General features: G+C 41.7%; 17 protein-coding genes. 11 read left to right on the top strand and 6 right to left on the bottom strand.

From position 1 onward, the window contains the following. Window positions 1-18: 18 nt before the first annotated feature. The gene (locus RE317_RS15040) at window positions 19-1,251 is read right to left on the bottom strand and encodes a DUF4934 domain-containing protein (protein ID WP_008667891.1); all 1,233 of its coding nucleotides are present in this window, start codon (window positions 1,249-1,251) and stop codon (window positions 19-21) included. An 80-nt stretch (window positions 1,252-1,331) separates the two neighbouring features. Continuing rightward, window positions 1,332-1,883: a DUF3332 domain-containing protein gene (locus tag RE317_RS15035; RefSeq protein WP_005853580.1), complete on the bottom strand. Its 552-nt coding sequence runs from the start codon at window positions 1,881-1,883 to the stop codon at window positions 1,332-1,334. A 173-nt stretch (window positions 1,884-2,056) separates the two neighbouring features. Here RE317_RS15035 and RE317_RS15030 point away from each other — a divergent pair, with 173 nt between their 5' ends. After that, window positions 2,057-3,445, top strand: coding sequence for an MFS transporter (locus tag RE317_RS15030; RefSeq protein ID WP_005838636.1), 1,389 nt, complete (start codon window positions 2,057-2,059; stop codon window positions 3,443-3,445). An 81-nt stretch (window positions 3,446-3,526) separates the two neighbouring features. Here RE317_RS15030 and RE317_RS15025 read toward each other — a convergent pair whose 3' ends face one another. Both RE317_RS15025 and RE317_RS15020 read right to left on the bottom strand, forming a co-directional pair. Then, entirely contained in the window at window positions 3,527-4,576 is a 1,050-nt protein-coding gene (locus tag RE317_RS15025; protein WP_005853578.1) for a DUF4831 family protein, read from the bottom strand. 36 nt (window positions 4,577-4,612) lie between these two features. Further along, on the bottom strand, window positions 4,613-6,148 hold the full coding sequence (locus RE317_RS15020) for a bifunctional ADP-dependent NAD(P)H-hydrate dehydratase/NAD(P)H-hydrate epimerase (RefSeq protein WP_005853577.1): 1,536 nt from the start codon (window positions 6,146-6,148) through the stop codon (window positions 4,613-4,615). 119 nt (window positions 6,149-6,267) lie between these two features. Between RE317_RS15020 and hpt the strand changes: the two genes are divergently transcribed. The 10 genes from hpt (at window position 6,268) to RE317_RS14970 (ending at window position 13,388) form a co-directional block, all read left to right on the top strand. Next, window positions 6,268-6,804 carry a hypoxanthine phosphoribosyltransferase gene (gene hpt / locus RE317_RS15015; protein WP_011965263.1) on the top strand — a complete coding sequence of 179 codons (537 nt, stop codon included), beginning with the start codon at window positions 6,268-6,270 and terminating at the stop codon, window positions 6,802-6,804. A 40-nt stretch (window positions 6,805-6,844) separates the two neighbouring features. Beyond that, entirely contained in the window at window positions 6,845-7,414 is a 570-nt protein-coding gene (locus RE317_RS15010; protein WP_008667898.1) for an adenylate kinase, read from the top strand. A 115-nt stretch (window positions 7,415-7,529) separates the two neighbouring features. Then, the gene (gene obgE / locus RE317_RS15005; protein WP_005839602.1) at window positions 7,530-8,714 is read left to right on the top strand and encodes a GTPase ObgE; all 1,185 of its coding nucleotides are present in this window, start codon (window positions 7,530-7,532) and stop codon (window positions 8,712-8,714) included. Further along, window positions 8,711-9,493, top strand: a complete 783-nt coding sequence (gene pgeF / locus RE317_RS15000; RefSeq protein WP_005853572.1) for a peptidoglycan editing factor PgeF — start codon at window positions 8,711-8,713, stop codon at window positions 9,491-9,493. The genes obgE and pgeF overlap by 4 nt, the downstream gene beginning before the upstream one ends. A 39-nt stretch (window positions 9,494-9,532) precedes the next feature. Further along, window positions 9,533-10,192 (top strand): B3/4 domain-containing protein, encoded by a 660-nt coding sequence (locus tag RE317_RS14995; RefSeq protein WP_005839606.1) that lies wholly within the window; start codon window positions 9,533-9,535, stop codon window positions 10,190-10,192. Window positions 10,193-10,201: 9 nt separating this feature from the next. Continuing rightward, window positions 10,202-10,825 carry a M23 family metallopeptidase gene (locus RE317_RS14990; protein ID WP_005853570.1) on the top strand — a complete coding sequence of 208 codons (624 nt, stop codon included), beginning with the start codon at window positions 10,202-10,204 and terminating at the stop codon, window positions 10,823-10,825. A gap of 3 nt (window positions 10,826-10,828) precedes the next feature. Beyond that, on the top strand, window positions 10,829-11,020 hold the full coding sequence (locus tag RE317_RS14985; protein WP_005839609.1) for a hypothetical protein: 192 nt from the start codon (window positions 10,829-10,831) through the stop codon (window positions 11,018-11,020). Between the two features lie 204 nt (window positions 11,021-11,224). Next, window positions 11,225-11,761: an outer membrane beta-barrel protein gene (locus tag RE317_RS14980; protein WP_008667901.1), complete on the top strand. Its 537-nt coding sequence runs from the start codon at window positions 11,225-11,227 to the stop codon at window positions 11,759-11,761. A gap of 203 nt (window positions 11,762-11,964) precedes the next feature. After that, a complete protein-coding gene (locus tag RE317_RS14975; RefSeq protein WP_005840300.1) occupies window positions 11,965-12,570 on the top strand; it encodes a porin family protein in 606 nt (201 codons plus the stop codon). Between the two features lie 146 nt (window positions 12,571-12,716). Beyond that, window positions 12,717-13,388, top strand: coding sequence for a porin family protein (locus RE317_RS14970; protein ID WP_005853566.1), 672 nt, complete (start codon window positions 12,717-12,719; stop codon window positions 13,386-13,388). Between the two features lie 101 nt (window positions 13,389-13,489). On the opposite strand, the gene RE317_RS14965 is transcribed toward RE317_RS14970, so the two are convergent. Continuing rightward, window positions 13,490-14,767 carry a phosphoribosylaminoimidazolecarboxamide formyltransferase gene (locus tag RE317_RS14965; RefSeq protein ID WP_022508713.1) on the bottom strand — a complete coding sequence of 426 codons (1,278 nt, stop codon included), beginning with the start codon at window positions 14,765-14,767 and terminating at the stop codon, window positions 13,490-13,492. A gap of 77 nt (window positions 14,768-14,844) precedes the next feature. After that, on the bottom strand, window positions 14,845-15,053 hold a 209-nt coding region (locus RE317_RS14960), incomplete at its 5' end, for a hypothetical protein (RefSeq protein WP_303446029.1).

Raw genomic sequence — 15,053 nt, 5'->3', positions numbered from 1 at the left:
AGCGTTCTTTTATGGTTGTCAAGGTTCCACTATAACACAAACCGGATTGGATTCTTCATTGATTTCCTGTAAAAAGCTTAGCTTTCCTTCTTGGACAATTCCCGGATTTTTATCCATCCATTCGTCTATTTTCCCTATCTCCAATAAAGCGGCATACTCTCCTTCTTCTGTACAAGTGATGGGATAGAAAGGCATGAAATGCGTCAGGTCATCTGTCAGCCCCACATTGGCATCATTCATATAAGTAATATGTTTTTCTTTGTCGTAAATACCGTAGAAGGGTTTTCTCTTGTCGTATAATTCCTGTAGAGATATAAAGAAGAGATGTTTGGGAGTTTCCAGAATACCGGTTATAACGATGTAGTTGTCTGTATCCTCTTTTTGTCCCATTTTTTCAGCCGGGAAATGCCATTGCCCGGTATGGAAAGTGGTATGGACAGTAGCTTCGTGTCCTTTAATGTCGTAGATTGTGTCATTGAACGCTTTTCTGAAACGTATGCTGCCGTTGCTCAGCCAAAGTGAAGGCTGGTCTATAGGAAGAACAGTCATTGTTCCATCCTGATAATTTATATATATTAACCCTCCTATGTTGGCGTTGCCGGGTAATTGCTTGAATACGTTGATGCTGGATATCTGGTCCATGCCCATAGGATCACCCGGATTGGCAAATTCCGGCAATGAGTCTTTTACTTCTCCCTGTTCGTTGAAGTAAAGTAACGCACTTGTTTGCGGTTGTCCTATTCCTTCTCCATAATGAGCAAGAATAAGGGAGTCGGAAAAAGTAAAGTAAAGGGATGGGGAAATCTTTTGTGGTAGGTGTACTTGCCCTAGATAGTTACCTTTTGTATCGTATTTTACCAACTTGTCGGGTTGGCGATAAAAGTAGAGATGGTTGGTATGGGGGTGAATAAAGCAGCTGGCATTGCTGTAGCCTTGTGGATCTTCTCCTTTGTGCCCGATGCTGCCAAGATATTTTCCGGTTTGCTTGTTGAATGACAGGCATCGTCCGTTGGTAGAGACAAAGATATGGTCTTTAGATAACTTGATGGAATAGGAGTTGCCAATCAGGGATGAGTCTGTTGTTTCCAAAGGGATATAACGGATTTGTTTTCCCAATTGGGAGGTCTTTAATTCTGTGAGGTGTTCCAGACTTACGGCAATGTCAATTGCATTCGGGTCATTCGCTTTGTTTTGGGGAGTACAGGAGCCTAATAATAGGAGTAGGCCGCCCAGCATGATTTGCTTCTTCATAGTAGTATTGTTTTATGGAAGAAAAGAAGTTGTTTGCATGGGCAACTTCTTTTCTTTGTGTTTAAATGATGTTGTGTTTATTATCTTGCAGCAAAAAACAAGGAGTTTCCTGTAGCTATTCTTGCGGTAGCAATACCTTGTGCATCAGGAGTGACAGTCATGGAGGTTCCGTTTTGCAGGCTCAAAACAGCCGTTCCGTCTTCGTTCATTTTCACAAGTTCGAAGCTCTGTCCGTCGGCTACGGCATTCCATGTATTGTTTTCTTTGTTATAGACCAAATCTACAGATTTGTCTTCTCCTTTTTTGGTAATGGTATAACCGTTTTCGTTGGTTTTTACCAAGTATTCGCCATTTTCTCCTTGCACTGTTTTTACTTCACCGATAGAAGCTGTAGGGTTGGAACCGCTCCAGAATTCGATGGAATTTAAAACCAATGCGTCTGCCAGATAAGCAATTTCATAAACAGGGACAATATGGAAAGCGAGAAAGATAAGTTCGTTGACAAACTTGTTGCTTACCCCCTGGTTCCAGTCTTTCAAACTATTCCATAATCCGAAAGAACCGATGCATGATGAAAATAAGACGCTGCCACTCAACATGGCGCAAACAAGAAATGTTTTGCTTTTTTTCATGATCAATAAAGTTAAGTTTATAAAAAGTAATTTTATGACGATTTCCTACAATAAAACGATTTAATCGTCACGCAAAGATAGAACTTTTTTATGGAAAGAGGCTTCTCTACCTAAAAAACTGTATCTTTGTAAGCTGAACATGAAAAACTATTAATCAAAAATCTTATAAAAGAATGAAAGAACAAATTCAAAAAAAGCTCAATGACTCCAAGGTTCTTCGGTGGAGTGTGTTGGCGTTGGTGGCTTTCACCATGCTATGCGGTTATTTTTTGACCGATGTAATGTCCCCCTTAAAACCGATGCTTGAAAAGGAGCTGCTGTGGGATAGTCTGGATTATGGTATTTTTACCAGTGCATACGGTTGGTTCAATGTCTTTGCCTTTATGCTTATTATCGGTGGTATCATTTTGGATAAGATGGGAGTGCGCTTTACTGGTATGGGAGCATGCCTTTTGATGGTGTTGGGCTGTGGGTTAAAATATTATGCTATTTCTACTACATTTGCTGAGGGAAGCACTTTGCTTGGAATGAAAACCCAGGTAGGACTGGCTGCGTTGGGATATGCTATATTTGGTGTCGGTGTAGAGATTGCAGGCATCACGGTCTCAAAAATTATTGTGAAGTGGTTTAAAGGAAAAGAAATGGCTCTGGCCATGGGTATGGAGATGGCGACAGCCCGTTTAGGCACTATGCTGGCTTTGGCTGTTACGGTTCCTATCGCTACTTTCTTTGGTATTACTGATGATGAGGGTGTGTTCCATCCTAATATCCCTGCTCCATTGTTGCTGTGCCTTACTATGCTTTGTATTGGTACGGTAGCATTTTTTATTTATACTTTCTATGATAAGAAACTGGATGCTTCTTTAGAAGAAGAAGGGGCGGAACCTGAAGAGCCTTTCCGTATGAAAGATATTTGGTTGATTGTAACCAATAAAGGATTTTGGCTGATTGCGTTGCTGTGTGTGTTGTTTTATTCTGCCGTATTCCCTTTCTTGAAATATGCTACAGACCTGATGGTGCAGAAATATAATGTAGATCCGGAATTGGCGGGTACTATTCCTAGCCTGTTACCATTGGGAACTTTGTTCCTTACTCCGCTTTTCGGTAATGTGTACGATCGGATAGGCAAGGGAGCTACGCTGATGATCATCGGTTCTGTGCTGTTGATTTTTGTTCATACAATGTTTGCGTTACCTGTCTTGAATGTATGGTGGTTTGCCACTATCATTATGATTATATTGGGGATTGGCTTTTCTTTGGTGCCATCGGCTATGTGGCCCTCTGTTCCTAAAATTATTCCGGAAAAGCAGTTGGGTACAGCTTACGCTTTGATCTTCTGGGTACAAAACTGGGGGTTGATGGGTGTACCTGCTTTGATTGGTTTTGTCTTGAATGAGTATTGCAAAGGACCGGTAGTAGATGGAATGCAGACTTATGATTATACACTTCCCATGTGGATATTTGCAGGCTTTGGTGTGGCTGCATTGTTCTTTGCTTTGTGGCTGAAAGGTGAGAATAAGAAAAAGGGGTATGGATTGGAGGAACCAAATATTAAAAAATAATTGATTGTCTTTTAGTGAAAATGAGGGTGTCCAGTGTATTATGGATACCCTCATTTTGCTATGTAGGGGTGAGATGGAGCTTTAGTCTTTATCAATCTTCACAATTCCTCCAGTATTAGGATTAAAGATCACTCGTGTATTTACTTTTTTATTAAAAAGGTTATCTATCAGACATTCCGTTGTCCCAAATTGTGTAACAGGTAGTTCTCCGTCAAAATAACGTTTGTTTGGAGTGAATACGGTAACCTGAGCTTTTCCCGGAATATTGTAAATAACACCATCCGTCTTCTTTTTTTCTTTGCCTTTCGGATCCATCGGTGGCAATGTTTCTTGGTTGACGATGGAAATATAATAAGGTTCACCGGATAAATTATCGGCATCCAGCATCCCTAGTTTCTTTGAGAAACGGAAAGCTACTTTTTCTTTCATGTCCGCTTCTGGTTTTATGCGGATGGTAAATGATTTTTCTATGCGGTCTGTTGTGCCGGCAAACATTTGCATCATGGCTTGTTCCTGTTCATCCAGATTGTCCAGCATGAGTTTTAAAGCGGCTCCGTCTTTGGGCATATAATCTGCTTGCCCGCGGGTCAGGCTGTTTTTGCTTTCTCGTATATTGTAGATTTCTTTCGCCACCAACTCAGCCATTTTAGCGGTAGAACCGGCTATCAGAATCTCTTCGGTCATAAAACTGCGTGGGTCAATACGTTTTTTGGCCGTATCGGCAACTTTTGTCACAGGTGCTTTCTCTATAGGAGAGGTGGTGTTGATAGCCTTTATGATTCCTTCAGGAGTCAATTCTACCTGTGAGGCCGCACTTTTGTCTTTCAGTTTTACAGCGTATGCATTGTCCGGGTCAGGAATGCCTATGGAATTTACCTTGATACTGTTTATTTCCCAATGTTCTTCCGGTTGGGATGATATGCCTGTAAGGCGCAGATAGCGGTCGGCGTATTGGCAGAATTCTCCGGGCGTGTAGACAACTTTGGTTGCGGTGACTTGCAATTCTATTTCGGTCTTAGGCAAATAATAAACCACTCCTTCTCCCATGGTTCCGGGAGTATATGTACTGACATCTTGTGCGGTGCCGCTTAATGAAACCAGTAACCCTGCTGCGATTAATCCTTTTTTCATATTTCTATATTCTATCATATATGTAAGCAAATATAGCTATTCTTTTGTAAATCTGCCTTTTGTTTCTGTTAATTTCTTCCATGCTGCGGGTAATGCGTCAATAAGATCACTTGAGGTGGTTCCTATTTCTCCTTTTTCTTCCGCTGCAATGTCTCCTGCCAGACCATGTACGTAGACGCCCAGGCGGCATGCATCTTCTTGAGTATATCCTTGTGCCAATAAGGCTGCCAGAATACCGGTCAGCACATCACCGCTGCCGGCGGTTGCCATACCTGGATTCCCGGTGGGATTGAAATAACAATTTCCTTCGGGGGTGACAACTGTGCTCCATGATCCCTTTATAATGATATAGCTTTGCAGATAGGCTGCCAGTTCTTTCGTCTTTGTCAGCCGTTCGTAAGTATCCATGCATTTACCTATCAGTCGTTCCAGTTCCTTTAGATGGGGGGTGAGAATACAGCGCTTCGGCATCCGGCTGAGCCAGTTGCGGTGAGTGCCGAAAATATTAATGGCATCCGCATCCAGCACTAAAGGTACCGGACAACCTTGTATTTGTTCCATCATGGCCAACGCTGTATCTTCTTCTTGTCCCAACCCCGGACCGATGGCTATGGCTTGATAACGGTCTGTATCCACGGGCTCGGCAAAATAATGGTCGTGTATGTCTGTCTGTACAATGGCTTCGGGAACAGTGGTCTGAAGTAAATCATGGTTGTGGATAGGTACATGGACAGTCAGTAATCCCACTCCCGAACGCAGGCAGGCACGGGCAGATAAAATGGATGCTCCTGCCATGCCATAAGATCCTGCGATGAGCAGTGCATGGCCGAAAGCTCCCTTGTGGGCAAATCGTTTCCGCGGTTTGATGAGGCTGCGAATTTCTTCTTCCTCTGTGATATAGTAGGGACTTTGTGCTGTATCAATAAAGTCTTTTTTCAGTTGGATGTCCAATAGTTGCCATTCGCCTACAATGTCTTCGTTTTCGGGGAAAAGAAAGGATAACTTAGGTAGCTGAATGCTGAGAGTGACATCCGCGCGTATCATGTTTTGACGGATATTATAAGTGTTGTCCTCACACATTAATCCTGAAGGTACATCAATGGCTACTACCTGTGCCTTGGATGCATTAATATATTTCACTACGGCAGCAAATCCACCGTTCAGTGGTTTGTTGAGTCCGGAACCGAATAATCCGTCTACTACCAGATGCCTTTCTGTCAGGACTGGAGGATCAAATTGTGTGCTTACTTCAGTAAAGTACACCGAGCCGCATTCTTTTAACCGTTCAAGATTGGTCTGACATTCTTCCGACAGTTTTCCTTTGGTGTTAAACAGAAAGACTTCTACGTGATAGTTTTGCTTAGACAACATACGGGCTACGGCAAGCGCATCGCCCCCGTTATTTCCCGGTCCGGCGAATACTACAATATGGAAAGAAGTATCCCATCGGTGGGTAATGGCACGAGTCAGTTCTTCGGCTGCCCGTTCCATCAAATCAATGGAGGCAACCGGTTCTTTGGCAATCGTGTACTTGTCCAGCTCTTTTAGTTGGGTGCTCGAAATAATTTTCATGACAATCTCTTTTGTTTGAACGTACAAAGATAACACTATTTACAAAAAGAGGTTATGTGAATACTTCGATACTTGGAATAAAAATGTTATTTTTGCAGCAATTTAATAAAATAGCGGTTATGGATACCATTCAAATCAAAGATAAACGTTTCACTCCTTTCATTCCTGAAGAACGGATCTTAAAAGAAGTGGCACGGGTAGCGAGTGAGATTAATCGGGATTTAGAAGGAACTAATCCCTTGTTTTTAAGTGTATTGAACGGCGCATTCATGTTTGCTGCCGACTTGATGCGTAACCTTACCATTCCCAGTGAAATTTCTTTCGTGAAACTGGCCTCTTATGCAGGAACTTCTTCTACAGGAAAGGTAAAAGAGTTGGTAGGTTTGAATGATGATATTGAGGGTCGTACAGTGGTGATTGTGGAAGATATTGTGGATACCGGGGTGACAATGAAGCACTTGTTGGAAACATTACAAGCTAGAAAACCGAAAGAGATCCGTATCGCTACCTTGCTGCTGAAACCTGATAAATTGAAGGTGGAACTGGATATACATTATGTGGCCATGCGTATTCCTAATGATTTTATTGTGGGGTATGGTTTGGATTATGATGGCTTGGGACGTAACTATCGGGATATTTACACCGTAATGGAATGAAATTTGTACAACTAAATATAAAAATAAAAGGTAAAACAAGATGTTGAACATTGTAATTTTTGGAGCTCCGGGTTCTGGTAAGGGTACTCAGAGTGAACGTATTGTAGCGAAATTCGGTATTAATCACATTTCAACAGGGGATGTGCTTCGTGCTGAGATTAAGAAAGGTACAGAATTGGGAAAGACAGCCAAAGGATATATCGATCAGGGCCAGTTGCTGCCTGATGAATTGATTATTGATATTCTGGCAAGCACGCTGGATAGCTTTAAGGAAAGCAAAGGGGTTATTTTTGATGGATTTCCCAGAACCATCGCCCAGGCAGAAGCGTTGAAGAAAATGCTGGCCGAACGTGGACAGGAAGTATCTGTTATGTTGGACTTGGATGTACCCGAAGAAGAATTGATGACTCGCCTGATTAAGCGTGGACAGGAATCGGGACGTGCGGATGATAACGAGGAAACAATAAAGAAACGTTTGGTTGTTTATCACTCGCAGACGGCTCCGCTGATTGACTGGTACAAGAACGAAGGTAAATATCAGCACATTCACGGTTTGGGTACGATGGATGCTATTTTTGCCGACATTGTTGCTGCTGTTGAAAAATTATAATAATATGCTAATGTGCTGATGCAGCAGTCCGCCAATGTGTCAGTCTGCATAATGATACATGGAGTACAGTTTCGTTGGCACATTAGTAAATTGATAAATTAGTAAATTATTAATTATGGCTGAATCGAATTTTGTTGATTATGTGAAGATATATTGCCGCTCGGGTAAGGGCGGGCGAGGCTCTGCGCATATGCGTCGTGAGAAGTATGTACCCAATGGTGGCCCTGACGGTGGTGATGGCGGTAGAGGAGGTCATGTTATTTTGCGGGGAAACCGTAATTATTGGACATTGCTTCACCTGAAGTATGACCGCCACGTGTTTGCCACACACGGCGGCAATGGATCGAAGAACAAAAGCTTTGGTAAAGATGGTGAAGACAAAGTTATTGAAGTACCTTGTGGTACAGTGGTTTATAATGCTGAAACAGGTGAATATATCTGTGATATCACCGAACACGGACAAGAAATAATTCTGTTGAAAGGAGGACGTGGGGGATTGGGAAACTGGCACTTCCGTACAGCAACCCGTCAGGCGCCACGTTTTGCACAACCGGGAGAACCCATGCAGGAGCTGATGGTTATTTTGGAATTAAAACTGTTGGCTGATGTAGGTTTGGTAGGTTTTCCAAATGCAGGGAAATCCACTTTATTGTCTACCGTATCGGCGGCACGTCCTAAAATAGCCAATTATCCGTTTACTACGCTGGAGCCGAATTTGGGTATCGTGTCCTATCGCGAAGGAAAATCTTTTGTCATGGCGGATATTCCCGGAATTATTGAAGGGGCCAGTGAGGGAAAAGGACTGGGACTTCGTTTCCTGCGCCATATAGAACGCAACTCTTTGTTGCTCTTTATGGTACCGGGTGATACAGATGATATCCGTAAGGAATATGAAATCCTGCTGAATGAGTTGGCTACCTTCAACCCGGAAATGTTGGATAAACAACGTGTGCTTGCCATTACCAAAAGTGACATGTTGGATGAAGAACTGATTGCCATGTTGGAGCCGACATTGCCGGATAATGTTCCGCATATCTTTATCTCGTCGGTAACTGGCTTGGGGATACAGCAGCTGAAGGATATTTTATGGACAGAATTGAATAAGGACAGCAATAAGTTGGAAGGTGTCCGTACGGAAACAATTGTTCATCGCGCCAAAGATGTTGCCAAACTGCAGGAAGAGTTGAAAGACATGGGTGAGGATGAGGACTTTGAATATGAATATGAAGAAGATGCCGATGATGACTTCGATTATGAATATGAAGATGAGAATTGGGACGAAGAAGAGGAAAAGAAATGAAACGGCTGACATCAGATAATAAAATGTTGGGATATGAGCTGATGAAGGCATATCCCAACATTTCTTGTTTTTCTACCACCCGTCACGGAGGTTGTAGTAAGGGAAACTACGCTTCGTTCAATTGTAACGGATATTGCGGGGACGAGGCAGAAGATGTGAACCGCAACCGGGAATTGCTGCGTAGCTTGTTACCCGGGGAATCGGTAGAACTCGTAATTCCGCATCAGACCCATAGTGACCATGTGAAAGTTGTGGATACTATTCAGGTAAATACTGAATTGGAAGGAGTGGATGCATTGGTAACAGACATTCCCGGTTATTGCTTGTGTGTATCTACGGCCGATTGTGTTCCTGTTTTATTATATGATACCCGAAAGAAGGTAGTGGCTGCCATTCATGCCGGATGGCGTGGTACGGTGGCCCGGATTGTGGAGAAGACAGTTTCAGTCATGGGTAACCAATACGGCTCGCAAGGGAAAGATCTCATTGCTTGCATCGGTCCCAGTATTTCATTGGAGGCTTTTGAAGTAGGGGATGAAGTTTATCAAGCTTTTTGTGAGGCGGGGTTTGATATGAATCAGATTGCCCGTAAAGAAGCAAAATGGCATATTGATTTGTGGGAAGCCAACCGTCAGCAATTGTTGGCATACGGTGTGAAGCCTGAACATATTGAGATATCCGGCATTTGTACGTATCATAATAACGATGATTTCTTTTCGGCCCGCCGGCAAGGAATCCGGTCGGGAAGGATATTATCGGGCATTCTTTTAGGTGTCTGAGGAATACGCTCGTTGGAATAACGCAGTATAAAAATAAATATGGAAATAAAAGTATCGGAAGAAATAAAGAAAGCCTGTCCGCAGTTTGCCGGTATAGCCATCCGTGCTACGGTAGAGAACACTGCTTATAGCGAATCTTTGTGGAAAAAGATAGACGAGTTCACTATACGCTATCGTGAAATGTACACTACGGATTCCATTAAGGATATGGTTACGATTCATGCCACTCGGGAGGCTTATAAGAAATGTGGGAAAGACCCTAGCCGTTATCGTCCTTCGGGGGAAGCGCTCTGCCGTAGAATCCTGCGTGGAATTTCCTTGTATCAGATAGATACTTTGGTAGATCTTATTAACTTGGTATCTATTCGTTACGGATATTCCATCGGTGGCTTTGATGCGGATAAAATACAAGGAGATACATTGGTGTTGGGTATCGGTAAATCCGGAGAGCCTTATGAAGGGATAGGACGTGGAGAGTTGAATATAGAAGGAATGCCTGTTTACAGAGATGCTATGGGCGGAATCGGTACGCCGACCAGTGATAACGAGCGTACTAAACTGGAGGCAGGAACTACGCATCTGCTGACTATTATTAATGGATATAGCGGCAAGGAAGGTTTGCAGGAAGCGGCAGATTATATGTTGGAGCTCTTGAAAGAGTTTGCAGCGTCCAAGGATGAAGAATTAATTTATTTTTAAAATGAGATAATGAAAAGCACACAATTACTATTTTTATTGTTCATAAGTGTGGCGGCATGGGCTGGGGGGCCGGCCAAGAGTAATTTTACCGCAATGGAAGTAAACCATATCAGAGTCAAGACTCCCGGGCTTTTTAACGGGCGCAAAAGTTTCTCCATTCATCTGGATAGTATAAAAGAGAATGAATATTGTTTTCCTCTTCCCGGTGGTAAAGTGATTTCTGCATACGGAGCCCGCCGGGGGCACAGTGGAACGGATATAAAGACTAAGGCCAATGATACTATCCGTTGTGCGTTTGATGGAATAGTACGTATGGCAAAAACATACGCTGCTTATGGAAATGTAGTTGTTGTGCGTCATGATAATGGATTGGAAAGTATTTATAGTCATAATTCCCGGAATTTGGTAAAATCCGGAGATATCGTGAAGGCCGGTGATGCAGTAGGATTGACAGGCAGAACCGGACGTGCCACTACTGAACACCTTCATCTGGAATTCCGGATAGATGGACAACATTTCAATCCGAATCTGATTTTTGATATGAAAGACCGTACTTTGCACAAAACGGAAATTGTTTGTACCAAAGCCGGCAATAGAGTGATAGTAAAACAGAATTTAACACCTAAAAAATAGACGATGGACATAGAAAAAGCAATCACCGAAGGAATTGTATTCAAAGGTGGTAAATCTCCTAGTGGTAAGCAAGAAGATAAAGTGAAGACCAAGGCTAAAAAGAAAAGCTATATAACAGGGTTGCATGGGTCGGGAGCTGCCAAGATGAAAGCTGAGTTTCGTAAAAAACGTGCTAACAGACATAAGAATAAATAGGAATGTAGATTGAATTTAATATTCAGTACTTTATTAATAATTAAACAATTATCCTCTCCTTTGTTTTGGAATTATTCGTTTTTATATAAAATATGTTGTAAAACATAGAATAAACTGTACCTTTGCAATGTAAAACACAAAGAAGGCAAACCTCTTCGGCGTGGATTAATAGGTAAAAAGTTTAATTTAAAAATGACAAAAGAGATGAAAAAGATTGTATTGTCTGTTATTGTAGCATTGATTGCTATTACTGCAAATGCGCAGGTGTATGTAGGTGGAACATTTGGAGTAGGTTCTGATAAAGTGGAAACAGAAGGAACAGAAGTTAAGAATACTACTTTCAAGATTCTGCCGGAGGTCGGTTATGAACTAAATGAAGATTGGTCTGTCGGTACAGTAGTCGGTTATGAATATAATAAAAGCGGTGATGTGAAAACTAATACTTTCACTATTGCTCCTTATGCGCGTTATTTCTTTTTGAATAGTGATGTAGTCCGATTATTTGCCGATGGCGGATTTGGCTTTTCTACTTCAAAAACGAAGGGGAATGACGCTTTGAATTCGTGGAATATTGGTATTAAACCGGGTATTGCCATCAAATTGTCTGATCATTTTTGTCTGGTTGCCAAGTATGGTTTTCTTGGATATTCCAAAAAAGAGAATCATGGATATGAGAGTGAAAATGTTGGTATAGATTTTGATACAGATGAGTTAAACTTTGGCTTTCATTATATATTCTAATCATATATAAATGTATCTGATAATCAGGAATCATATAACTATATAATAGTTTGGTGAGCGGAATTTTTCATTTTATGAAAGATTCCGCTTATTTTCTTTACACATTAGGACTGGTTTCCAAAATAAAGCTTATATTTGTGAATGTAATGACGGTACAAAGGAATTGGGAACTGAAATTTATTATTAACTAAAAACAAACAGTCATGAAAAAACTAGCCTTTTTTATTTTATTGTCATTGGTTACACTAGGTGTCTCTGCACAATCAAATCTGAAATGGAATGTGAATGCGGGTATTGGTATGTCAAACTGGTATGGTGATGATACGGATGGTACAGATGCTAAATTTGCTTATAAAGTGGGTATAGGTTTGGAGGTACCTTTTGCTAATACTAATATATGGTCTTTCCAGACAGGTTTGAACTTTATTTCTAAAGGTGTGAAAGGTGATGGAGTAACTGACGCCTGGGACGTGGTTGATGTGACGATCAACCAGCTTTATTTGGAACTGCCTTTGATGGTTGGTGCTCGGATACATACGGCCAGCAATTTTGATCTTCTTTTCAAAGGTGGTCCGTATTTGGCTTATGGAGTTGGCGGAAAAACTAAAATAGATGGTGTATCCGAGAAGGCTGATACTTTCGGTGATGATGGTTTAAAAAGGTTTGATGCCGGTTTGGGGTTAGGAGTTGCTTTTGAATTTGGCAACATAGTTGTAGGTGTTGAAACTGGCACAAGTTTTACTAAAGTAGCTAGTGGTGTTAGTGCTCATAACCTTTCTGCATTGGCCACTATTGGTTATAAATTCTGACCACAGATATAATCTTACCTTTAAATATATAAAGAACGGCTGTTTCTCTTTTAGAAAGAAGCAGCCATTTTTTTTAGATGAAGCGTGGTTTATGAAATAAAAGCTATATTTGCAGATTATGATTAAAGACACAATTTTTTAGGGATATGGCATTAATAGATAAGGTAAGAGTGATAAAACTACTTCTTTTTGCACTGTTTATGATGGTAAGCATGGTGACTCCGGCTCAGAGTCAGGTGGATTGGAGTATAAAGGCCGGTATAGGCATGGCAAATATTATAGGTGATAATATGGGATCTCCTAAAGTAAAACTGGCGTATAAATTAGGCATTGGCTTGGAGTGCCCTTTTGATAAGATCTGGTCTTTACAAACAGGCGTTTCGTTTGTTTCCAAAGGCACTAATCATACGATTGTTGAAACAGATGGAATTTCGGCTCAGGCTAAAGTAAATGCATCCTATTTGGAGTTGCCTGTAATGGTGGCAGCCCGGTTTGCAATGGATCGGAATACTTATATACTTGTTGCGGCAGGTCCCTATGGCGCATGGGGGATTGGTGGCAAAACCAAGGCTTTAGGGTATAGCTGGTCATCATCGTCTACACCGGATTGGAATACTGGAAATGTGGTTGAAATAAATACTTTTGGCAAAGATGGACTTGATCTGCGTCGTTTCGATTATGGAGTGGCGATAGGTTTATCGGTGGAATACCGGCATTATGTGATAGGAGTGGAAGGACGATTAGGGCTGTGCAAACTTCAAAAAGAACTTCAAGGGAAGAATATTACCGGTTTTGTAACAGCGGGATATAAATTTTAAGACGATTTTTTATATGGATTGTAAACACGGATCTTACAGGCTAAGTATGGTTTGCTTTTTATCTGTAAATCCGTGTTGCAATTTGCACTGAGTATGAATAATTAATGATGGAATAAACGAACACCAGTGAATGCCATGGTGATGCCGTATTTGTCACAAGTGTCAATTACATGGTCATCACGTACAGAGCCTCCGGCTTGTGCTATGTATTCCACTCCGCTCTTATGCGCACGTTCTATATTGTCACCAAATGGGAAGAAAGCATCCGAACCCAATGATACCCCCTTCATGGTATCCAGCCACGCGCGCTTTTCTTCGCGAGTCAGCACTTCCGGTTTTTTTGTGAAGAATTGTTGCCAGATGCCGTCAGCCAGAACATCTTCATGATCGTCACTGATATAGACATCAATTGTATTATCACGATCTGCACGGCGGATTTTTTCTACCCACGGCAGATTCATTACTTTAGGATGTTGGCGCAAATACCATATATCCGCTTTATTACCGGCAAGACGTGTACAGTGGATGCGGCTTTGCTGGCCGGCACCGATGCCGATAGCCTGCCCGTCTTTTACATAACAAACAGAATTACTTTGTGTATATTTTAAGGTGATAAGGGCAATAATCAAATCGCGTTTTGCTTCGTCTGGAAAATGCTGGCTTTTAGTTGGAATATGAGTCAGCAGGCTTTCGTCCAGTCTGATTTCGTTGCGGCCCTGTTCAAAAGTAATGCCGAATACATCTTTGTGTTCAATAGGTGCAGGGCGGTAAGCTGGGTCTATTTTAATTACATTGTATGTTCCCTTGCGTTTGTTTTTCAGGATTTCCAGCGCTTCCGGTGTGTAATCGGGAGCTATGACGCCGTCTGAAACTTCACGGTTGATGAGGCGCGCGGTAGCTTCGTCGCAAGTATCGCTCAATGCGATAAAGTCTCCGTAAGAAGACATGCGGTCAGCGCCACGAGCACGGGCATATGCGGTAGCCAATGGGGTAAGTGGCAAGTCATTCACAAAATAAATTTTCTTCAAGGTGTCATTCAACTCGATTCCTACTGCGGCTCCTGCCGGACTGACATGCTTGAAGGAGGCTGCTGCGGGTAGTCCGGTAGCTTCTTTCAATTCTTTGACCAGTTGCCAGCTGTTGAAAGCGTCCAGAAAATTGATGTATCCGGGACGTCCGTTCAATACTTCGATAGGCAATTCCCCTTCTTGCATGAAGATGCGTGACGGTTTTTGGTTGGGATTGCATCCGTACTTTAATTCTAATTCCTTTGCCATAGTTTTATAATATTTCGGTTTATAGATTTTCAATGTGTGGCAAAGGTACAAAATAAATGGGGAAGACAGGTTATAAGAACTGTTTTTGGTTGCAGGCAACATGCTCGGGTGTTATTTTGGGGAAGTTGGAATGTGAGATAGGAATTGCTTTGCAATATGAAAATATATTTAAATTTTCTTTAAAAAGAACTTTCAAAAGAATACGGAACAACAGTTAAACAGGAACTAAGTTTCATTTCTTTATTCGGAATTTTGGGTTTGTCGGACTTTGGTGGGGAAGTATGATCCGAGCTTGATGCGACTGTTTTTCTATTTTTTCTCCTACAGTTTTTCCCCAGTGTTTGCGGAGTCAGCACTTTTGAGAGCTCTATGGTTTGTGTTTCGTAAC

The sequence above is a fragment of the Phocaeicola sp. GP0067 genome, assembly GCF_031119655.1.
GTDB lineage: Bacteria > Bacteroidota > Bacteroidia > Bacteroidales > Bacteroidaceae > Phocaeicola > Phocaeicola vulgatus.
Note: the sequence above shows the minus strand (reverse complement) of the source record. Positions and strands in the feature narration are given on the sequence as shown.